This is a genomic window from Clostridium sp. 10cd* (assembly GCF_044336395.1).
Taxonomy (GTDB): Bacteria; Bacillota_I; Bacilli_A; order Erysipelotrichales; family Erysipelotrichaceae; genus Clostridium_AQ; species Clostridium_AQ innocuum.
This window is the reverse complement of the sequence record NZ_CP172347.1, coordinates 3,764,439-3,785,406: the sequence shown is the minus strand read 5'-3', so window position 1 is coordinate 3,785,406 and position 20,968 is coordinate 3,764,439. Positions and strand designations below refer to the sequence as shown.

Below are 20,968 nucleotides of genomic sequence, written 5' to 3'. Positions count from 1 at the left end.
ACACATGTATTTGATCGATTTTAACGAGTGTCAGGAAAATAACAAAGCCTATGGTGGGATGGCTGGCAGTAAGCTTGGAATCATTTATCAGGGGGAGGACTGGATTCTGAAATTTCCTAAATCTACAAAGGGAATGAGAAAAACGGAAATTTCTTATACAACCTCTCCGTTATCTGAGTATATAGGCAGTCATATTTATCAGATTCTTGGCTATCCTGTACATGAAACCAAATTAGGGACAAAGGATAACAAACTGGTTGTTGCATGTAAGGATTTTACGGATTCACATGTTCGATTACAGGAATTCAGAGAAATCAAAAACTATTACAATAAAGAACTGGAGGCAATTCTGGAAGATACAGTAACCGATAGCAACAGTGTTGGCAGTACAAGTCTTCACGCGGTAAAGGCACATCTGAACTATAATTCCCTATTGTATATGATTGATGGAATGTCAGAGAGGTTCTGGGATTGTGTCATGATCGACGGGCTGATAAATAATAATGATCGCAATAGCGGAAACTGGGGTATCCTGCGATATTCCGATGGCAGTTTAGCGCTGGCGCCTGTATTTGATAACGGTGCTTCTTTTTCCACGAAGATTTCCGATGAGAAAATAAACGACATGTTGAAGAATGAAGATAGGATTCTCAGCAGTGCAATCAGCACAGTCACCGGATATAATATCGACGGAAAGGCACTGCAGTTCGGTGCGCTATTGAAGCTTGAAGATAAAGATATTCATAATGCAGTAAAGCGTGTCGTTCCACAGATACAGAGGCATATGGATGCGATAACTGCTTTCATTTATGCTATTCCCAATGCAGATAACGGTATAGAAATCATCAGTGAAATACGTAAAGAGTTTTATATAAAGGGAATGGAGCTTCGATTGCAAAAGCTCCTGTTGCCGGCATACGAACATACCATGCGAGCTGTGCTGTAACAGGTAAGTTTTTCACTTCCCGTGCGTTGAATTATCATGTTTGAGAAATCGAGATAATTCAGAAAGAGGAAATATGAGTGTGTTCAGACTTTACGTAATTTGATCCGGCTTTCCTGTGCCTGTCAATGTTTTATCGCAGATCTTTAGACGCAGTTTGTGATACAGACATAAAAAGCAATAACCGAGAGTATACATGACGATATTCATATAGGAAGCGGTATAAGAACTTGCGGCTTCGTAAAATTATCAGCTTTGTGTCTTTAGCATATAAAATCTCTTAAAAGCTTGTGAAAAAATGATAAAAACCTTGTTGACACACGAAAAAAGTAGTGGTATTATATATGAGCATTCGATGGAAACGGGCCTGTAGCTCAGGTGGTTAGAGCGCACCCCTGATAAGGGTGAGGTCGTTGGTTCAAGTCCATTCAGGCCCACCATCGAATTTCAATATACATGGGGTGTTAGCTCAGCTGGGAGAGCACCTGCTTTGCACGCAGGGGGTCATCGGTTCGATCCCGATACGCTCCACCATGATAACATATTGAAGGATTCCAATCCTAACGGTCGGAATCCTTTTTTATTATACACGGCATGCTTGTATCTGAATGAGGATGCCTGTACGATGCAGATTGCTTGTTCTCAGGTCTTTTTCACGGTAAACAATAACTGCGCTTTTGTTGAATTCGGCTCCCGGAAGATGTCCTGAGGCTTTATATTTACATCATCACAAAGATACCAGTACCAGTATTCTGCTGGATTATTCGCAAAACAGATGCACATATCGTCAAGCTGCATATCCGCTATGCGCTGTCCGTCCATGCGAATCAAATGGCTGTAGGTGACGGCATGTTCGCTGTCATCCTGCCTTGTCAGCGTATAGCTTTTTCCTAATGCATCATAGCGTATCAGAAAATCCTGCGTGGAATCCCTCGCATCCTTTATGCGTATCGTTGATAAAGAAACAGTATCCAATCCCTTTAAAAAGGATATCCAGCCACTTCCGTCTACGAGATCATTGGTATCATGCAATGTAAGATCCGGGCACCTTCTGGCGATATCCGGGTAGGCAGTCTCTACTGCTGTCTGTTGAAAAAGATAGCCGCCCATGGAATTTATAAGCATATAAAATATGAGGAACATAGATTTCATGATCTTCGCCTCCTTCTATCCGGTATACGATAAAGTAAGGGAAAATATTTCAACTGTATTTCTTTTTGTCTGAAAATAGTGTACCATAAGGCATGGTGATGAAAAATGAAATATGTGAACAGCAGGGATCTGATGATGTTTTTGCCGCAGCCAATCACAAAGCTGGGTGTATTTGAAGCGGAAACCGTGGATGCTGCACTGACTATGTGTGCGGATGCGTTTCCTAAAATCGAGCAGGAATTTAAAGTGACGGTAGATTTTGCCACCTTTAAATTTCAGCTGTTGAAAACAATGGGGGAATTTTTATATAAATGTGCCGAATGTCCGCATGAATGCCTGAAAAATCCGCGCAAGCATGTGGAGGAGGAACGCTATATCAGAAATCATATCAAGCTTCCTCTGTGGCCGAAGCGTATGCAGAAGAACAATGCAGAAAACTTTTTTCTTATGGAATATATTCTGACCTATGCAGATATCCTGTTCCGCTATCTCCTCGATGCGGGTATACCGCAGGAACAAGCCAATCTCATAGCGACCAATGCGTTGGATCAGCTGGCACTGTGGGTGGATGAGAACTGTATTCGCAAATGCGGGTATGCATGTATCCGTCGTAGCGAATCATCCGGATATTGTACGCTTTGCTCCTATATGATTCAGCCGTTAGCCTGTCCAAACAAAAAGGAAGTCACTCTGCGTCAGCTGGGAATGCAGGAGGAAGACCTTGTGTGCATGCGTCGGGAATTCAAATAGCTTTAACTTTGCAGCCGGAAGCAGGTGGAAATGCCTTGGCTGCTTTTTTTCGGTTAAATCCCTGAAGCAGGGGACAGTGAAAGTGCAATCTTCATAAAAAGTTAAGAAATCTTTTGTTGACCTAAAGTGCACATCATTGTATACAATAAAGGTAGTTATGTGTTTTTAATAGGTAAAAGTAGGATGGCTGAATACTTGAAGGGAGAACGGATGAGAACGAGTGAACGAATATTACAGGAAGTGAAAAAGGCAGTGATCGGAAAGGATGAGCTGCTGGAAAAAATCCTGATGGCAATACTGGCCAATGGTCATATTCTGATGGAGGATATGCCGGGGGTGGGGAAAACAACAATCGCACGAGCGTTTGCGGATGCGATGCAGCTGGATTGCCGGAGAATGCAATTTACAGTGGATGTATTACCGGCAGATGTTACCGGCTTTAGTGTGATTGATCCGCAGACGGGTAAGACACAGATACGCAAGGGGGCAGTTTTTACCAATCTGTTTCTCGCTGATGAAATCAATCGTACCTCCTCCCGTACACAGGCAGCCTTACTGGAGGTAATGGAAGAGGGCAGTGTCAGCGTGGACGGGATAACCATGACGCTGGAACAGCCGTTTCTGGTGATTGCGACACAAAATCCTTACGGCTCTGCAGGAACACAGCAGCTCCCGGAGAGTCAGCTGGACCGTTTCATGATCCGCCTGGAAATCGGTTATCCGCAGGAGCATGATGAAATTGAAATCCTCAAGCGTAAGCAGAATCCGCAAAGCTATCGTGTGCAGTGTGTCGCGCAGCGCACCCAGATTCTGGAAATGCAGAAGGCCTGCAGGGAGGTGTTTGTACACGATTCCCTTTATCATTACATCATTCAGCTGCTGCAGGCGACAAGAAACAATCAGCGCATTTATCGGGGAGCGAGTCCAAGAGCAGGGGTAGCTCTGCTTGACATGTCCAAGGCCTGTGCTCTTTTGCAGGGGCGTGATTATGTGGTACCGGAGGATATTCAGAATGTCTTTGTGGATACCATCGCCCATCGTATTCTCATGCAGCCATCACACAGCATAGATGCCGCAGCGGCAAAGGATGCGCTGACACAGCTCCTGCACCATATACAGCCACCGCACACAAGAAGGAAGGGGCTATGATCCGTTCCTGGCTCGCCTATCTGCTTCTGCTGCTTCTGGATGCTCTGGCATGGATAAGCATTGACGGGTATCTGTATTATCTCCTGCTGCGTGTGCTGCTTATGCTTCCTCTACTCAGCCTGCTTCTGTTTATCGCCGGAAACCGGTTCCTGAAGCTGCAGCTGAAAACGAGTAAAAAGGGCTGTGTAATTCATATGCCAACCAGTCTTCCCCTGCTTGTATGCAGTGGTATTCGGATACAGGGATCGTGGAAGAATTGCTTTTATGAAAGCAGCGAAACGATTTCTCTGGAAGTGAAGCACAGGGAACAGAAATTGCAAATACCGAAGCTGGGAAGTGGAAAGTATGAGCTGCAGCTGACCTCCATCCAGACCAGGGATCTTCTCGGACTGTTTCGCAAAACCCAATCATGGGACAAGGAGGTAACGACCTTTTGTTTCCCGCAGCCCTGTACGGTTACGCAAGTGCAGTATACAAACCTCCTGCAGGAAGCCCGCCAGAGTCTCACCGGTGTTTTCAGCAGTGATTATGAGCTGAAGGAGCACCATGAGGGAGAGCCTGTGCGCCGGATTCACTATAAGGCAAGCTATCGGTTGCAGAAAACGATGGTACGTGAATTTCAGAAGGAGGAATCTGCCGTTGTACTGCTTCATCTTTGTTTTCCACAGGAGCAGAAAATCTGTGAGCGCCTTCTGGCAATCGCCTGTGGAATCTGTCGGAAAGCAAGTCCGCAGGATCTTGTTCGTATTCGCTGGCGGACAGCAGGTGGAAGACAGACGGCAGAGCTGCAAGGTCCTCAGGATATGGAAGGCTTTTTACGAAAACTGCTATCCATGCCGCGCTTTTGTGAAGTATCCCGCGATTCGCAGGATGCCCTGTATCTGGACGAGGCATTTGCGGCTCTTTTCGAACAGGAGGCCGGTATATGAAAAAACAAGTGATACCCGCGCTGTTGCTTTTGATGGGAATGCTTTCCTCTCTCGGTGTGTTTCTGTTCGCCTTTCCTTTTTGGGATGCAGTTCTCTGGATGCTGTACATACCGGTTCTGCTTTTTGCTGTAGTTGTGTATAACCGTCTGCTGCTTCGCCGCAGGAAAAAGGTGATACTGATACTGGCAGGAGGCATGCTTCTGCTTGGGGTACTCAGCTTTTCACTGCTGCAGGAGGGGGCTCATATCGCCTATAATATTATCACTGAGGTGTATCACGATGCCAGCGGCTATGTGTTCTATCCCTACGATGTAACCGATACTGCCATGCTGTACCGGCTTTCGCTGACCTGGCTGCTGCTGTATGCGAGCATATGGCTGTTTTGCGGTATGCTGACCTTCTGGAATACGCGTCGTTATTTTGCGTTATTTATGCTCTCCTTTCTCCCGGTGTTTTTTACACTGCTTTATCAGACACCGATTCCCTGGCTGTTTGCCGTTTCGCTTATCATATTCTGGTTTATGCTGCTTCTCTCACGAAAAGGAGTGACAAACGGACATGGGGGATATGTACGGCTGAGTGCTTTCGGATTAAGCGTGATCTGCGTGCTGCTTACCTTTTTTACCTCGCTGCCGGATACCTATGAAATGCGAAGCACCAGCGGTTCGCTCCGTGAGCGGTTGCTGCAGCGTGTGGATGAGCTTGCCTATTTCCTAACCCATGCCGGGGAAGATGAGGGAGAGGTGGATCTGGGAAAGGCGGCAAATCGGTATTACACCGGTGCAACGCAGCTGGTTGTGCGATCTGAGGATGCACGCGGCACCATCTACCTGAAAAGCTACAGCGGCGCGCTGTATGAGGATAATCGCTGGCAGTCGCTGCCGGAATCCAGCTATGCAGCTCTGAAATCCTATGACTGGAAGGATGTGGATACGTGGCTTGATAAGAAAAATCCCGCCTTTACACAGATTTTGCAAAAAACAGGGGCTTTGATGCATCTGGAGATAGAGGATCATCGCGCATCCAAACGCTATGCCCTGACACCGTATCTGATGAAGGAGGCTTTGCCGGAAACAAAACCGTGGTATGACGCTTACCGTCTGGAGCATGATGATACCATGCGATATACTGCCTATGCATTATCCAGTACGACCATAAATGGTGATTCCACTGTGAAAGCAGATGCATATCCCGCCTTTGTCAAGGAGCACTATCTCCAGATTCCCGCCAATCTAAAAAGGCTGTTTGATGAACGTAAGCCTTTTAAAAAGCTCACCTCCCTAACGGGTGAACATCTGACATATGATATTCAGACGACCATACAGGAATACTTAAGAGAAACGACCAGCTATACACTGAAGCCCGGAAGAACCCCGGATGACCGGGATTTTGTAGAATTTTTTCTGACGGAGAATAAGAAGGGCTATTGCGTGCATTATGCGACCACGGCAGTTATGCTGTTTCGTTATATGGGGATACCTGCACGTTATGCGGAAGGCTTTTCCTTTCAGGCCGGAGCTATGAGTGGCGGCAGTATGGAGGTACCGGATGAAAGTGCACATGCATGGGTGGAAATTTTCGATTCGGAAAAAGGGTGGATTCCGGTTGAGGTGACACCGGGCTTTGAGAGTGAAAGCAAGCCGTCCTCCCAAACAACTGTGCAGGGACAGGAGCAGGGCGGCACGACGACAGCAAAGACGGAAACACCAAAAAAGCAGACAGACAGGAAAACGGGGAACGCTGCGGAGAATCAACAAATCGAAAAGGAGCAAGGCGATACGCCTGCAGGCTTTGCCAAGGTTGGTCTTGCAGCCTTACTGATAGCTTTGCCGGTGTTGATTTGTGTGCTTCAACGACGACTGCGTATTGCCTACAGAGAAAGACAGTGTCTGCAGCGGGATGCAAAAAAGGCGATAAATTACAGCTATCGTTATCTGATCAGCTTTATGAAGCATGAAAGCCTGCCGAAGACTATACGCGCCCTGTGTGAGAAAGCCTTATATTCCCCGCATGCGATGACAAGGCAGGAGGCAGAGCTTGTTTACGGCTACGCACATAAGCAGGCAGGAAAGCTGCTGCATTCATCTCCTCTCAGGAAACGGTGGAAGCTTCTCTATCTTAGAGCAATTGGCTGATACAGACTTGTATGTGCACAAAGGCATGCAGGAAGAAATTGTCCGGCGTTTACTGACGATAAGCGAAAGCCCAAAACAGTGCCTTCAAAATCATCTGCATTCGCTTATTCATACATGTACATATGGTTCTGTATCCCGTTCACAGGGTTTGCTGTTCAGGAAGGGGCTGCCTGTGTCAATACCATCATCACAACGGCAGGCAGATATAGAAAAAGCAGCTGCTTTAACGGGGGTCCTCCTTACGTTAGGGGGTATGCAAAAGGGAGACTTCAACTTCTATTGATGAATACAATCGAGTTGAAGTCTCCCTGTTTTAAGCTTACCCACAAACGGGAAAGAATCTTGAACGGCGGCTGCACATGTATTTATGAATTCTCCAGCTTGCTTAGCGCCTTTGCTTCAAAGGCTTCTTTTTTTACTATGAAGCGATCGTGGTCTGCTGTACCGATCAAATCCCTCTCATCTCTAGCAATGATGTGAAAGGAAACCTTTTTGCGGTCTACAGCTGTGATTTCCACTTCAGCCGTTACCGTCATACCAGCAGGAGTTGCTGCATCGTGAGTTGTCCGCATCATAACGCCGACGCTGGTTTCTCCTTCCTCCAGAAACTGATTCAGACAGGCTGCAGCGGTATTCTCCATAAGCGCAATCATCATCGGTGTCGCATAGACATCTACAATTCCGCTGCCAACATGGGAGGCCAGCATGCTTTCTTCCACTGTGATCTTTTTGGTTAGCTTTGTATGCAATTTGATTTCTTTCATAAACGTACCTTCCTTTTTATGCTTCATATTATAGCATAATCCAGGGAAAAGCTTCCATACTAACGGTAGAAATTGGAGGTATGCATATGTTTATTTATGATACAAAACTGCCCTTTGAGGTGCGGATTACGCGACCGGATATGAAATACTACCTTTTGCTGGATCGCCAGCTGAAGGGCTGCAGCAGCGGTTTGAAGCAGGCGGCAGTCTATATACGACAGAGCTTCATGATCAACAACCCAACCTTCCATGATATTTTTATGCGACTGGGTGCACGACAGATCAGTGATATGGAGGTACTCAGCTGTATTATTCATCAAATGCATGGGGAGGATGATCGTTATTATGATGAATCAAACGATGATACACCTGTTTTTGAATTTATCAAGCCGTGCCATACGCAGGAGAAGCACTGTAGCTGTCAGCCGGAATCAGAAGAGGAACAGCACCATGTGAACAATGATTTAACTGCTGCAGTGATGCGGGATATGCAGTATGAGGAAGAACAGATTCATATATATGAGGAGCTGATTCGCTATATTCAGGATGATGGTGCGGATGAAGCCTTTTCCTATCTGCTGGACAGTGCGAAAAAAGCGATGGATACCTTACGGAATCTGCTGCATATTCTAACGACGCATACGGAAATGAAGGATTTTGGAGAAGGGGATACCCATAATGCCTGGGATCTGGATACATCCAATTATTTTGACAAACCGAATCCAACCTTTGTGAATCCTTCGGATATCGAGGATTTTCCGTTTAAAAAATAGTATCTTCCGATACAGAAATACGTTTACGAAAGCTGGCTATATGTTGAAAACAAACAGCAGGTGCATCCCGATTGCTTTACAGGATGTCCTGCTTTTTTTTATATTTTGAAAGATTACACAAAAGGTTATATTGGTATAGATGACAGCAGCCCTTTCTTCCCTTTACAACTTGTGTACGTCACACTGCTTATGTGCTGTGCAAATGGTATGCTTTTCCTGTATAATAAGGACAGGTGATGATATCGATGAGAGAAGAAAATCTGCGGGAACGTAAAAAACAGCGCAGAGCCTGTGTTCGCCGTCTGCGAATGCTACTGGTGCTGTTTTCTATATTTTTAATTGCTTATATGGTATTTTCCTATTTTCTGCTGAAGCTGATGCTGGAGGATGTTCATATAGCTTTTCTGCGCAATTTCCTGTTTCGCAGTGTTGCTTTGCTGGTATGGCTTGCGGTGATTCGTATGCTGTGGAGCTGCCGCAGGCTGGGGAGGCTGTTATTTCAGGTGCTGTCTCTTGTAAATCTCTATACGCTGTATGAGCTGCCTGCGCTGTTTCGAATTGATATCGCAAAGGAGAATTCCCTTCTGCGAATCGTATTTACCCTTATGGTGGCGGGGAAAGTAGCTTTGGCATTGTATATGTCGTGGAGCCTGCAAAGAAATTCGCAGATAATCTACATATGGAAACCGCATAGCACGGAAGCGGACAATGAAATGCAGGGAAAAGCGATGAGCCCGGTCAATTTTTCACAGAAGGAGCATATACAGCATGATCATCGGCTGGATATACGGGCAAGAAACCGTATCCGCGCCTGCTCTGTTGCCTTGCTGCTATATCAGTATGGTATGCTGGTTCTGCTGTATCTTCTCATGTTTGTTTTCCGATATTACAGCAGCGATCATGAAGGGATGCAGTTTATGCAGCGAACCTTGCTGCTGGCTTCTCTGTTTTCCGCCTTGATCTGGTCTCTTCCGGCGGTATCACTGTTTCTCTATAAGCCATGGAGCCGATGGATTATACCCGTTATGTGGGGGATGGAGCTGCTGCGGCTGCTTTTCACCCTTCCGCAGCTTGCCGATGTGTTTCAGACGCAGAACTATCAGCTGCTTTCCTGGGGAATCCTTATTGTAACGGAGCTGCTGCGCTACCTTTTGCTGTATCGTATGCTGCAGTATTTTCTGAAGGACCCCTTTGTTCGCGTCTATTGGATGCGCAGATATCATGAAGGCATTCAGGAAGACCAGGAATTGTAACTAGTGATGAAGAGAAATGAACTTCATATTCTATGGGTTCCATGATATACTAAAAGTACATTGGAAAGATAATGCAGGAGGTTATTTTATGGAAATGAACAAGTATATCGATCATACACTGCTGAAAGCAGATGCTACGTATGACAAAATTGAAACACTGTGTGCAGAAGCGAAGGAATATGATTTTGCAAGCGTATGTGTTAACAGCTACTGGGTATCAGCATGTGCAGAGCTGCTGAAGGGAACAGACGTTAAGGTTTGTACCGTGGTAGGCTTCCCGCTGGGAGCTATGAGTACCAAAGCCAAGGCTTTTGAAACAGCTGCTGCTATTGCAGACGGCGCTAAGGAAATCGATATGGTTTTGAATATCGGAGAAATGAAGGCCGGACATTACGATGCGGTACGCGCTGATGTAAAAGCTGTTGTGGAAGCAGCTGAAGGTAACTGTGTCAAGGTCATTCTGGAAAATTGTCTGCTGACAAAGGAAGAAATCGTAAAAGCATGCGAGCTTTGTGTGGAAGCCGGTGCTGCATTTGTTAAAACATCAACCGGGTTCTCAACAAGCGGAGCCACACCTGAGGATGTCAAGCTGATGAAGGATACCGTGAAGGGGCGTTGTCTGGTGAAAGCAGCCGGAGGAGTACGCTGCTATGAGGATATGGAGAAAATGGTGGAAGCCGGAGCAGATCGTATCGGTACAAGTGCCGGTGTGAAGCTGATGCAGAAAGAAACTAGTGACGGTGGATATTAACAGCGGGAAACCGCTGTTTTTTGCTATTTGAAGAACGCTGAATCCTTTGGAAGCTGCTTCTCTAAATTGCTTTTCATAGGAGGATGCGGATACAGTAGCCGGAATCATTCGGTTATAAATATAATCTAAATTCAGGATAACTTGCCATGGCAGGGCTTCCGCTTTCATCCGCATGGCTGTGGACAGAAATAAAACCATAAAAAATCCTAAAAAAATCCTAAAAAATTTGCTATTTTTTCTTGCCAAACACAAAATCTTATGATATTATATTTAAGCACTTAAGAAACGCCTTAATAGCTCAGTTGGTAGAGCATCCGGCTGTTAACCGGCAGGTCACAGGTTCAAGTCCTGTTTAAGGCGCCATGATAACAGGTAACCCCGTAGATATCGGGGTTTTTTTATTTTCAGGAACATGCTGACGTTCGTTTTGACGTACGATATGCAGCGGATGCGTTATACTAAGAGCTTGGAAAATTAATCAACGAATAGACAGTATCGCCGCGGATTACCATGCAGTTGACGCTGTTCGATGGATGAAGCAACACGTTACGTGCAATGCATTCTATGTGATTTGTTTCATTGGCGCTGAGCGGTGTTTTACTGTGAGCGCTTGCGATTTGCGTTCTCCTTCTGTATAATGAACGCAAGAGGTGATGTGAAGTGAGCAAATAATCCAGACGGTTTTTTGAATCAGACATACAGATGTACGCCTGTTCACCAATGGATTACAGACTCTTTTTCACATGACGCTGCCAAAATTTTTTTCCATAGCTTTTTTAGTGTGAATTTATAGAGCCTTCGAATCCTGTTTGAACAGGTGCAGAAGGTTTTTTTATAGGAGGACTGTATATGAAAGCAGCAGTTTGTTTATACGACGGTTTTTGTAATTTCGAATTTAGTGTTTTGCTGGAATCCCTTGCTTTGGCCGATTGTCAGATCGACTACATAGCCAAGACATTGAAACCGGTGCGTGCGGAGGAGGGCTTCCTTGCTCTTGGCGAATATACCTGGGGAACGATTTGTGCGGAGGATTATGATGTGCTGGTTTTAACCGGTATCGGAGCAAAGGATGACAGCAGTGACTGGATTCTGGCAGACGAGGAGCTGTTATCTTTGATTCGCTCCTTTGATAAAGCAGGGAAGCTGATTGCGGCGATTTCCTGTGCTCCCATGATTCTGGTGAATGCCGGCATTATGAAGGAACGGCGCTATGTTGCTTCCGTTGATCGGGAATGCTTCATGGCGGGCGGTGCCTGTACCTCGGTGGAGCTCAGTGCTGGGCAGATGAAGGGATTGCTTGATATGAAGGAGCAGAAAAAGCATCCCGAGCTTCACGGCTATGTGCAGGACGGGAATGTTATAACCGCGAACGGCTGGTGGTTCCGGGAATGGGCGATGGCTGTCTGCAAGGCTCTGCAGCTGCCTTTCTATCCGAAATCATTTGGTCTGGAGACAGAAGAAGCTGAAGAAGAATAGGAGTTCCGGATGAACTCTTTCGCATTCTCTGCTATAATAGGGAATAGAAAAGAGGATGAGAATACGATATGAAACAAATTGATAGAATCAGAAAATTTTCGGATGCCTTTGGACCCAGCGGTTTTGAAGATGCTGTAGTTGCGTATGCACAGGAAGAGGTACGTGAAATCTGTACGTGTAAAGAGGACCATATGCGCAATCTGTATATGAATTTGAAGGGAAACAGTCAGGGTGGTGTAAATATCATGCTGGATGCGCACAGTGATGAGGTAGGGTTCATCGTTCAGGCGGTGAAAAGCAACGGGCTCCTGCGGTTTCTGCCGCTGGGCGGCTGGGATGTGAAGAACATCATTGCGAATAAGGTGCTCATTAAAAACAGAGACGGCAAACTGATTCCGGGGATTGTCTGCAGCAAGCCGGTACACTTTATGAATGCTTCCGAGCAGGGAAAGGCTCTGGATTTTGCCGATGTATTGATTGATGTCGGTGCGACGAGTGCACAGGAGGTACAGGAATCCTTCCGCATCGGTATTGGTGCACCGATCGTTCCTGATGTTACCTGTACCTATGACGAAGAGCATAAAACGTTTATGGGAAAGGCATTTGATAATCGTATCGGATGTGCCGCCGTTGTGGAAACACTCTGTCGACTGCATGGACGTACACTCACGAATACCGTCAGTGCAACCCTGTCCTCCCAGGAGGAGGTTGGCGAACGCGGTATGACCTGTGTGATGAACAACGTGAAGCCCGATGTTGTGATTTGTTTTGAAGGATGCCCTGCAGATGACAGCTTCGAAGAGGAATATATGATTCAAAGTGCCTTGAAAAAGGGACCGATGCTGCGGCATTTCGACCGTTCCATGATTACATCCCCAAGATTTCAACGCTTTGCTTTAGAGCTTGCCCATGCAAATGACATTCCGGTTCAGGAGAGTGTACGAAAAGGGGGAGGTACCAATGGCGGTATTACACATACGGCACAATTCGGCATTCCAACAATCGTCATCGGTGTACCGGTTCGCTATGCACATTCCTCCTATGGGATTCTGGCTTATCAGGACTATGAGCATGCTGTTGAACTGGCAGTTCAGATTGTTGAAGGGCTGAGTAAAGATATCGCAGAGAGCTTTTGATTCCTTCCGCCGTGCCTGCAGAAAAGGACAAGCCTGTGTTCAGGTATTCCGGATTTATAAAAAATTTACAATTCCATCTGGTGCTGGCTCTTTACATATGCCACAACCTCTGATACAATAGCAATCAAATTCATAATAGAAAAGGAGAGATATTATTTTATGGACGCAGACCCCGCGCAATCTTCCATTACACTGCAGCTGCTGCTGATTGTCATACTGACACTGATCAACGCCTATTTCGCGGCGAGTGAAATGGCCATCGTATCCGTTAACAAAAACAGGATTCACCGCAAGGTGGAGGAGGGAAACCGCAAGGCAATGCTTGTGGAAAAGCTTCTTCAGGAGCCTACCAGCTTCTTATCCACCATTCAGGTGGCAATCACTCTTGCCGGCTTCTTCAACTCCGCCAGTGCCGCAACCGGTATATCCGTACGCCTTGGTGCTGTTCTGGAGGCCTGGGCCATTCCTTATGGAGAAACGATCTCCATGGTGGTGGTTACCATCCTGTTATCCTTCGTGACATTGATTTTCGGAGAGCTTGTTCCCAAGCGGATCGCTCTGCAGAATGCGGAAGCCTATTCCATGTTCTGCGCAAAGCCGATTCTCATTATTTCAAAAATCGCATCGCCCTTCATCAAAATTTTATCCTGGTCAACACGGTTTGTACTCCGTCTGTTCGGCATGAAGGATGAAAATGTTGAAGAATCTCTTTCCCGTGAGGAAATTCGTTCCATGGTGGAAAGCGGGCAGGAGAGCGGTCTCTTCGATGAGGATGAAGCTGATATGATCGACAGCGTATTCGCCTTCGATGATATTCTGGCAGAAGAGGTGATGACTCCGAGACCGGATGTATTCTGCATCGATATTGATGATCCTCAGAGTGAATATCTGGATGAGCTGATGGAAATGCGCTACAGCCGTATTCCGGTTTACCGGGATTCCATCGACAATATCATCGGCATCCTGAACATCAAGGATTTTGTAGTCGAGGCAAGGAAAAACGGCTTCGAGCATGTGGATATATCGCGCATCCTGCGCAAGCCGTTCTTTGTGCTGGAAAGCAAAAACATTGACGATCTGTTTCGGGAGATGCAGAGCAAGCATCAGCATATAGCCATTTTGATTGATGAATATGGAGGCTTCAGCGGTATCGTAACCATGGAGGACCTTGTTGAGGAAATTATGGGAGATATCGAGGATGAGTACGATGAGGATGATGAAGCGCAGATTGAAAAGCTTGACGAGCATACGTACGTGCTGGACGGCGGCATGCCGATAGATGATATCAATGAGGAGCTTGGACTGCAGCTTGAAAATGACAATCATGAAACCATATCCGGATTTCTGCTGGATCTGATTGGACAGATACCAGAGGACGGAGAGGAACGTGAGGTTATCTGGAACCATATCAAATTCCAGGTGAAGGAAGTAAAGTACAAGCGAATCCATAAAGTACAGCTGGTTCTTATGCAGGAAGAAGGAAACAGCGAGGAAGTATAAACAGCGGATTCTCTGCCGATAAGGGTGGGGAATCCGTTTTTTATAGACACTGAACAGCGTGCGCAGGCATTTAGCATCTGCAGAAAAAAAGCCTGTATTCGTACAGGCAGATCCTTTCGGATGAGACAGGAAGAGAATGCTTTATGGCTTCAAACCTTCTTCTTACCGGATAATCTGCGTTGGAGCTGCAGATCGGCTTCCTATTTTTTTAATAATGATTTCGTATTGATATCATACGTGTTTCGTGACAAAATCAGCAGCATTTCCTCAAAGGTAGCTAAGTAGGAACAGGCGATGACCAGTGCAACCGGAATCAGCGGCAGACTTTTGGTTACCACGCAAAGCGGAACGAGCAGAAACAGCAGCAACCCGGTCAGCTTATTGCCTATGGTGTGCATACTCGCCCAGATATGATGCTTCCATCTTGTCAGCAGCAGCGCCGCAAGCTTCAGTACGAAGACACACAGCACCAGCATGGAAATCAGATTCATGATTTTCAAATTCATCTGAAAGAAAACGATGTATAGTGAAATGCAGTAGAATGCCAGATCACCGATAGAATCAAGACGGGCACCCAGCTCACTCTGCACATGCAGGGACCTGGCGAGCCATCCGTCCAGGACATCGCTGATTCCTATGATGAAATAGACAATCAGAAACAAGGTTGTATCCTTTGTCAGAGCCAGCAGCAGAAATGACAGTAAGATCCTGACTGCGGACAGTATATTCGGTATTTGCTTCATAATGTTTCGCACCTTCCCAACAGCATGTACATTATATCATATTCAATTGTATTCCACTATCACAAAAATGTAAGGCTTTATGTAATCATTCGAATGCAGCTTTAATTTTCACCCGTATGAGAGAAGCTACAGACTTGGAAGAATGGAATTTGATGGGCTGTATTCGATAGCAAGGGGACGACATGAAAAAAGCATACCGAATCGTATGCTTTCACAGTTTTTCTGTCTATATCATACCACAAATGGGCCGGTTTTTCCAGTCTTGTATGCAAACAGTGTCCGTGATATATCTATTAGACACGGATAAGGAGGTATGCAAAATGAGAAGGCAGAACATACTGGAGGTATTACAGGAAGGGGAAAGCGGTCTTAGAAGGGAGCTTGCCTGCATCGGACTGGAGCTGCGTAAGGAGCAGATGCAGGAATTGTATCAATCACAGCAGCTGGCATTGCGACAGTATCGATGGGTGGAAACAAAAGAGGACCGTCTGTTCGACATACTGGGGCCGTTTTTAAAATCTCCCTACATGGCACTTCCAACATATATGCTGCACTTAAAACAGTCGATCTGGCTGTATTACCATGTGCGCAGTCATATAAGCTGGCAGGTATCGGATGAGGAGCTGTGTGAAATACTGTATGAAGAGTATCTTCTTTATCACGGTGAAATCAGCCGGCAGCTCGCTTTGCGTATTTTACAGCGAGTGAAAAGGTCACAGGAGGAGTAGTGTATGGGATATATTGTTGGAAAACAGCGTGTTCGCGATTCGCTGTATGTCTTGCTGCAGCATGCACAGGAGGCAGGAGAAATCACAAAAAAGCGCAGGGAATATCTGTTAAAGCAGTGCGAACAGCTGGCGCAGGAGCTTGTCCTTTTGCTCAACCATAAGCAGAGCACCTCTTTGAGCATGGCGGATCATAAACGTATTTTAAACACCATCAGCTATGTGGTTTTACAGGGACTGGAGGAGATGGAAGAACGGTCTTTGCAGGAACTGGAAATAGATGCATGCTTTGAACGCGGTCTGCTTGTTTTACAGAATAAGGAGCAGCAGACAAGAAACCTGTTGAATCAGCTGCGCAGAAACCGTCTGCCGTTTTGCAATGAGCGCTACAACAGTGTGATGGATGAACAGATACCGCACTATCTCGAGCAGCTGAGCACCTATGAGGGGATTTTATACTACAGTCACACCACAGAGGATCTGGACTATCCGCTGGTGGACGGGATTCCTCTGTTTCATGATATGTATCACCTCGATGGGATGGATCTTGTCCTGTATTATATGGAACGCTTTGCACTGGAGCATACCTTTTGCGAATACTTTCGTGAAGAGCTGCCGGAATTTCTCCGACGCTATGAACTGCAAAAGGGAGTGACTGTGGAATATTTAGGCTTGAATCTTTGTGAGCTGCTCTGGTATCAGTGCTTTGCATCCCTCATGCTGTTTCAGCAGCCCTCGCTTTTGCTGGCAGAGCAGGATGTAAAGCGTCTGCGGGCGCTGCTGCGGCATTGTTCACTGCAGGAGGCTGTTGGGCAGGTCAATCATGCAATCGCTGTCCGTATGGGGAAAAGCGTGGCAGACTATCTCACACTGTTTGAAGAACAGCTGCAGGCGCAGCTACAGGTCTTCACAGAAGATGCTTATGCTCTGCTTGTATATGAGGAAGCAGTAGATGATCGTTTCGTCATCGACCTGACACAGGGAGTAGATGAGGAAACGTTTCTGGCGCTGCTGGAGGAGGTGGAGAAATATGCCTGCCTGCAGGACAAAATTCAGTATGTACGCTCCCAGAAGATCAGTGCCTATGACCTGATCGATCTGTTGGAGAATGCTGTTTTTATGAATGAGGAGTATGATGCGTATTATGAACAGATGTCACTGGAGGAAATCGCTGTCCTGTTAAAGCTGCTGCATCCTGCCGGTGGTAATTTTCATGAGGCATGGAAGCTGGATGATGCCGATTTGAGGGAGATCGAGCAGGAGCAGGAGTGGCAGAGCCGGTTTATCCATCATATCCGTCAGCGGTCACAAAAGGAGCGTGAAATGCTGTGTGAGCTGTTAAATAAATTAAGGATACGCAGCTGAAGGAAACCGTAACCGCTGCTTTGAATTCCTAGAATGAAGCTGCTGTTTGATAAGCCTCACGGTTTTGGCAGAGGCTTCGCCGAATAAGGAAACCGCCGCAGCCTTACCTTGCATGGCGGAAAGACGCCTTTTCGATTCATTTTTTGCGTAGAAAAAGCCGATGTCTACAGGATAGCTTCGCATTCCTGTGAGCATTGGCTTTTATATATATGCTCTTTTATTTTGCCAGCCGCTTTAAAAAAGCCTGCAGGATGTCCTCCCCGTCATCCTTCTCGTAGCCGTATTCTCCCATTCGAATTTTCGGCTTCATCTTCCCATGAAAATCACTGCCGCAGGTCATCAGGACACCATGCCGGCGGCAATAGGTATCATAATAGCGGTTATGCTTTGCTTCATGATAATTGCTGTAGGCCTCGATTCCATCGATTCCCTCATCCAGTGCTTTTTGCAGACGTTCCTCCTTTTGATAGAAGTTCAGCCATGGGTGTGCCAGTACGGCAATACCCCCGGCATCGTGAATGCGCTGTACGGTGTCCTTCAGGGATGGATATTCCACACGGACATAGCAGGGCTTTCCGGCACTGCACATATCCCAGTAGAAATTCACCGGCTGAGGCTCACAGCGTCTGCCTCCGGGCTGATAATCCGCAAACTCTTTCTTATCCTTATACTGTTCCATGATATGGTGCACAATTGCAGGAAACGGATTTTTACCTGCATATCGCTTTAAAAGCGCAGCGGGATCGATATCTAGGTCAAAGACTTCCCTGATTTTTTCCACACGTTTTATCTGCACGGCTTTTTTTCGTTCACTTAAAGCATTAAAAAGGCTTTGAAAATAAGGCTGCTCATAGTCGATGCCGTAGCCGAGCACGTGTACCTCCAGCTCCTCAAACAGCGTATCAAATTCCATGGCGGGAATTACGCGGATGCCCTTTGCCTCTGCCAGACGGACCATCTCCGCAATTCCTTTCGGCGTGTTGTGATCACTCAGTGCAATCGTTGTTAAATGGGCTTCCTCAGCCATATGAATCAGCTCCTGTGGTGTAAATTCACCATCGTTGCTGTAACAGGAATGCATATGTAAGTCAAAAGAATTCATGCGATTTCCTCCTTTAAACCAAGAGTATTATAGCACAGTCAACAAAAAAGAATATGTTTCAAATACTAAAAACCAAAACTTTGCGATTTTTCGCAGTATTTCGTCTTAAAACCAATTTTTTATGCTTCTTTTTTTGGAAAACTGCGAAATCAGATTGACGATAGGCAAAGAAAAACGTACACTAACCATGTGCAAAGGTGGTGAAGCGACATGTCGAAAGCAAGTGAAGCCAGACGAAACGCGCTGTATCAGCGAGTTTTGGGAGAAGGCAGAGTACGGGTCGGAGAGCTCGCCCGGCAGCTGGATGTGACAACGGAAACGATACGTAAGGATCTCAAGGTGCTGGAGGAACGCGGCGTGCTGACAAAGAAGCATGGAAGTGCAGTCGTTCGCAATGCCTATTATCAGCTGCCCTTTGATGTAAAGCTGCAGGAGCATACGCTGGAAAAACAGCTGATAGCCCGTAAGGCACTGGAATTTATCGAGGATGATGCCATTGTCTACATGGATCCAGGCAGCACCTGTCTGCAGCTGGCGAAGCTGCTGCGTCTGAAGAAGAACATCACGGTACTGACCAATTCCCTGCCGATTGCGGATATCATCTGTGACAGCGGGCTGGATCTGATTATGACCGGGGGAAAGCTTCAGAAAAAAGGACGTGCGCTTGTCGGATATTACGCCACCAATGTCATTGATACGGTTCGTATTGACATTGCGTTTATGGGATGCGACGGCTTTATGGATATGGATGGTCCGATGACCTTTTCCATGGAGCATGCGGAGGTAAACCGTCATATTCTGGCGCATTCCAGAAAGAACATCCTGCTTTGTGATTCCAGTAAATTCACAAAGACAGCCACCTATCAGTTCGCCAAGTTTTCAGACTATGATGTCATGATTACCAACGAGCTGCAGGAAGGGCAGCAGGACTGCGTGAGTGAGGTCAAACAACTGATTATGGTAAAGGAGAACTAGGATTATGAAATTACAGCTGGCATTGGATACACTGACACTGGAGGAATGCATGACCCTGCTGCAAGAAACAAGAGGCAGCGTTGATATTGCAGAGGTGGGAACACCGTTTATCATTGAGGAGGGCATGCGCCCGGTGAGAGAGTTTAAGCAGCATTTCCCGGAAATTGAAATTCTGGCAGATGCGAAAATCATGGATGCAGGAGAACTGGAGGCGGAAACAGCATTTAAAGCCGGTGCGGATATCGTTACTGTTTTGGGAGCGAGCAACGATGAAACCATTCTGGGGGCTGTGAAAGCCGCAAAGAAATACAATGGAAAAATTATGATCGATATGATCGCGGTAAAGGATTTGGAAACAAGAGCAAAGGAAATTGATGCCATGGGTGTGGATTATATCTGTGTACATACGGCATTTGATGTACAGCAGACCGGAAAGAATCCGCTGGATGAGCTGATGATCGTCAACCGTGTGATTACCCATGCGAAATCTGCGGTTGCCGGCGGTGTGAAGCTTGCGACCATTGATGCGATTGCATCCGAGGGTGCTGCGGTTGTCGTTGTCGGCGGTGCCATCTGCAATGCAGAAGACCGTGCAGCTGCCGCAAAAGAGATGAAGCAGCATCTGAAATAGGAGGACAGGTTGATGAACAATAAAGAATATGCAGCAATCGTAGTGCAGGAGCTTACACACACACTGACCGCCATTGATGAGGAACAGGCAGAAAAATTCGTAGAGCTGATCGATGAGGCAGACGAGGTATTCTGTGCCGGAGCAGGAAGGAGCGGCTTTCAGGTAAAGGGCTTTGCCATGCGCCTGATGCATATGGGAGTGGCTTCCTATGTCGTTGGGGAAACGTGTACACCGAATATCAAGGAAGGCGGCGTATTGGTGGTATGCAGTGGCAGCGGAGAGACAAAATCACTTGTCAACCATGCTGCGAAAGCAAAGGAAATGGGAGCACGGGTAGCACTCATCACCATCAATCCTAACTCCAGCATCGCCGGTATGGCGGATGTCGTTATCGAAATCAGCGCACCTTCACCGAAAAGTGCAAAGCAGGGGGATATCAAATCCATTCAGCCAATGGGATCTCTGTTTGAACAAAGCGAGGGAATCTTCATGGATATTGCTGTTATGATGCTGATGGAGCGAAGAGGCAAGGATTCCGATACGATGTTTGGAAGACATGCCAATATGGAATAATTCAACAAACGGATAATCGTGAAAGCCTGTACAGGGAACTGACCATTCCAAAGCGCTTCGGCTGTCGTCCGTCGCAAGACGCGGGTACAGGATAAGAAAATATCTGATGGGAAAACGCCATCAATGCGGGCTGGCGGATGCAG

The 20,968-nt window shown here is 46.4% G+C and carries 20 protein-coding genes and 3 tRNA genes; 19 read left to right on the top strand and 4 right to left on the bottom strand.

Annotated elements, in window-relative coordinates; all coding sequences use genetic code 11:
* Window positions 1-4: 4 nt before the first annotated feature.
* The 3 genes from ACG3M1_RS18875 to ACG3M1_RS18865 all read left to right on the top strand — a co-directional run bounded on the left by ACG3M1_RS18875 (window position 5) and on the right by ACG3M1_RS18865 (window position 1,477).
* Window positions 5-946: a HipA domain-containing protein gene (locus ACG3M1_RS18875; RefSeq protein ID WP_009270533.1), complete on the top strand. Its 942-nt coding sequence runs from the start codon at window positions 5-7 to the stop codon at window positions 944-946.
* Window positions 947-1,306: 360 nt separating this feature from the next.
* Window positions 1,307-1,383: transfer RNA gene (locus ACG3M1_RS18870), tRNA-Ile, on the top strand.
* 18 nt (window positions 1,384-1,401) lie between these two features.
* A tRNA-Ala gene (locus ACG3M1_RS18865) sits at window positions 1,402-1,477 on the top strand.
* Between the two features lie 108 nt (window positions 1,478-1,585).
* Here the strand turns inward: ACG3M1_RS18865 and ACG3M1_RS18860 are convergent.
* On the bottom strand, window positions 1,586-2,095 hold the full coding sequence (locus tag ACG3M1_RS18860; RefSeq protein ID WP_008818670.1) for a hypothetical protein: 510 nt from the start codon (window positions 2,093-2,095) through the stop codon (window positions 1,586-1,588).
* 105 nt (window positions 2,096-2,200) lie between these two features.
* Between ACG3M1_RS18860 and ACG3M1_RS18855 the strand changes: the two genes are divergently transcribed.
* From ACG3M1_RS18855 to ACG3M1_RS18840, 4 genes are all read left to right on the top strand, one after another.
* Window positions 2,201-2,845 carry a hypothetical protein gene (locus ACG3M1_RS18855; RefSeq protein WP_009588792.1) on the top strand — a complete coding sequence of 215 codons (645 nt, stop codon included), beginning with the start codon at window positions 2,201-2,203 and terminating at the stop codon, window positions 2,843-2,845.
* Between the two features lie 210 nt (window positions 2,846-3,055).
* Window positions 3,056-3,994 carry an AAA family ATPase gene (locus ACG3M1_RS18850; RefSeq protein WP_008818671.1) on the top strand — a complete coding sequence of 313 codons (939 nt, stop codon included), beginning with the start codon at window positions 3,056-3,058 and terminating at the stop codon, window positions 3,992-3,994.
* Window positions 3,991-4,923: a DUF58 domain-containing protein gene (locus tag ACG3M1_RS18845; RefSeq protein WP_008818672.1), complete on the top strand. Its 933-nt coding sequence runs from the start codon at window positions 3,991-3,993 to the stop codon at window positions 4,921-4,923. The genes ACG3M1_RS18850 and ACG3M1_RS18845 overlap by 4 nt, the downstream gene beginning before the upstream one ends.
* Complete coding sequence (locus tag ACG3M1_RS18840; RefSeq protein WP_395814405.1) at window positions 4,920-7,058, top strand: transglutaminase domain-containing protein; 2,139 nt, start codon at window positions 4,920-4,922, stop codon at window positions 7,056-7,058. Before ACG3M1_RS18845 ends, ACG3M1_RS18840 begins: the two co-directional genes overlap by 4 nt.
* 365 nt (window positions 7,059-7,423) lie before the next feature.
* Here the strand turns inward: ACG3M1_RS18840 and ACG3M1_RS18835 are convergent, their stop codons facing one another.
* A complete protein-coding gene (locus ACG3M1_RS18835) occupies window positions 7,424-7,822 on the bottom strand; it encodes a thioesterase family protein (RefSeq protein ID WP_002611121.1) in 399 nt (132 codons plus the stop codon).
* An 86-nt stretch (window positions 7,823-7,908) separates the two neighbouring features.
* Here ACG3M1_RS18835 and ACG3M1_RS18830 point away from each other — a divergent pair, with 86 nt between their 5' ends.
* The 7 genes from ACG3M1_RS18830 to ACG3M1_RS18800 all read left to right on the top strand — a co-directional run bounded on the left by ACG3M1_RS18830 (window position 7,909) and on the right by ACG3M1_RS18800 (window position 14,711).
* Window positions 7,909-8,595, top strand: a complete 687-nt coding sequence (locus ACG3M1_RS18830; RefSeq protein WP_022300683.1) for a manganese catalase family protein — start codon at window positions 7,909-7,911, stop codon at window positions 8,593-8,595.
* 245 nt (window positions 8,596-8,840) lie between these two features.
* A complete protein-coding gene (locus tag ACG3M1_RS18825) occupies window positions 8,841-9,848 on the top strand; it encodes a hypothetical protein (RefSeq protein WP_242410398.1) in 1,008 nt (335 codons plus the stop codon).
* Between the two features lie 88 nt (window positions 9,849-9,936).
* Entirely contained in the window at window positions 9,937-10,599 is a 663-nt protein-coding gene (gene deoC, locus ACG3M1_RS18820) for a deoxyribose-phosphate aldolase (RefSeq protein WP_002611115.1), read from the top strand.
* A gap of 287 nt (window positions 10,600-10,886) precedes the next feature.
* A tRNA-Asn gene (locus ACG3M1_RS18815) sits at window positions 10,887-10,962 on the top strand.
* Window positions 10,963-11,448: 486 nt separating this feature from the next.
* Entirely contained in the window at window positions 11,449-12,075 is a 627-nt protein-coding gene (locus ACG3M1_RS18810; protein WP_008818676.1) for a DJ-1/PfpI family protein, read from the top strand.
* A gap of 68 nt (window positions 12,076-12,143) precedes the next feature.
* A complete protein-coding gene (locus tag ACG3M1_RS18805) occupies window positions 12,144-13,211 on the top strand; it encodes a M42 family metallopeptidase (protein WP_008818677.1) in 1,068 nt (355 codons plus the stop codon).
* A gap of 159 nt (window positions 13,212-13,370) precedes the next feature.
* Window positions 13,371-14,711 carry a hemolysin family protein gene (locus ACG3M1_RS18800; protein ID WP_009270528.1) on the top strand — a complete coding sequence of 447 codons (1,341 nt, stop codon included), beginning with the start codon at window positions 13,371-13,373 and terminating at the stop codon, window positions 14,709-14,711.
* A 200-nt stretch (window positions 14,712-14,911) separates the two neighbouring features.
* On the opposite strand, the gene ACG3M1_RS18795 is transcribed toward ACG3M1_RS18800, so the two are convergent.
* Window positions 14,912-15,454, bottom strand: coding sequence for a CDP-alcohol phosphatidyltransferase family protein (locus tag ACG3M1_RS18795; protein WP_008818679.1), 543 nt, complete (start codon window positions 15,452-15,454; stop codon window positions 14,912-14,914).
* Window positions 15,455-15,774: 320 nt separating this feature from the next.
* Here ACG3M1_RS18795 and ACG3M1_RS18790 point away from each other — a divergent pair, with 320 nt between their 5' ends.
* A complete protein-coding gene (locus tag ACG3M1_RS18790) occupies window positions 15,775-16,182 on the top strand; it encodes a DUF6323 family protein (protein ID WP_008818680.1) in 408 nt (135 codons plus the stop codon).
* Window positions 16,183-16,185: 3 nt separating this feature from the next.
* Window positions 16,186-17,544: a DUF6179 domain-containing protein gene (locus ACG3M1_RS18785; protein ID WP_009270527.1), complete on the top strand. Its 1,359-nt coding sequence runs from the start codon at window positions 16,186-16,188 to the stop codon at window positions 17,542-17,544.
* A gap of 217 nt (window positions 17,545-17,761) precedes the next feature.
* Here the strand turns inward: ACG3M1_RS18785 and ACG3M1_RS18780 are convergent, their stop codons facing one another.
* Window positions 17,762-18,646, bottom strand: coding sequence for a PHP domain-containing protein (locus tag ACG3M1_RS18780; protein WP_009270526.1), 885 nt, complete (start codon window positions 18,644-18,646; stop codon window positions 17,762-17,764).
* Window positions 18,647-18,856: 210 nt separating this feature from the next.
* Between ACG3M1_RS18780 and ACG3M1_RS18775 the strand changes: the two genes are divergently transcribed.
* The 3 genes from ACG3M1_RS18775 to hxlB are packed head-to-tail and all read left to right on the top strand — an operon-like array spanning window position 18,857 to window position 20,825.
* A complete protein-coding gene (locus ACG3M1_RS18775; protein WP_002611099.1) occupies window positions 18,857-19,621 on the top strand; it encodes a DeoR/GlpR family DNA-binding transcription regulator in 765 nt (254 codons plus the stop codon).
* 4 nt (window positions 19,622-19,625) lie between these two features.
* Window positions 19,626-20,252 carry a 3-hexulose-6-phosphate synthase gene (hxlA, locus tag ACG3M1_RS18770; protein WP_009270525.1) on the top strand — a complete coding sequence of 209 codons (627 nt, stop codon included), beginning with the start codon at window positions 19,626-19,628 and terminating at the stop codon, window positions 20,250-20,252.
* Window positions 20,253-20,264: 12 nt separating this feature from the next.
* Window positions 20,265-20,825, top strand: a complete 561-nt coding sequence (hxlB, locus tag ACG3M1_RS18765) for a 6-phospho-3-hexuloisomerase (RefSeq protein ID WP_009270524.1) — start codon at window positions 20,265-20,267, stop codon at window positions 20,823-20,825.
* The last annotated feature ends 143 nt before the right edge of the window (window positions 20,826-20,968 follow it).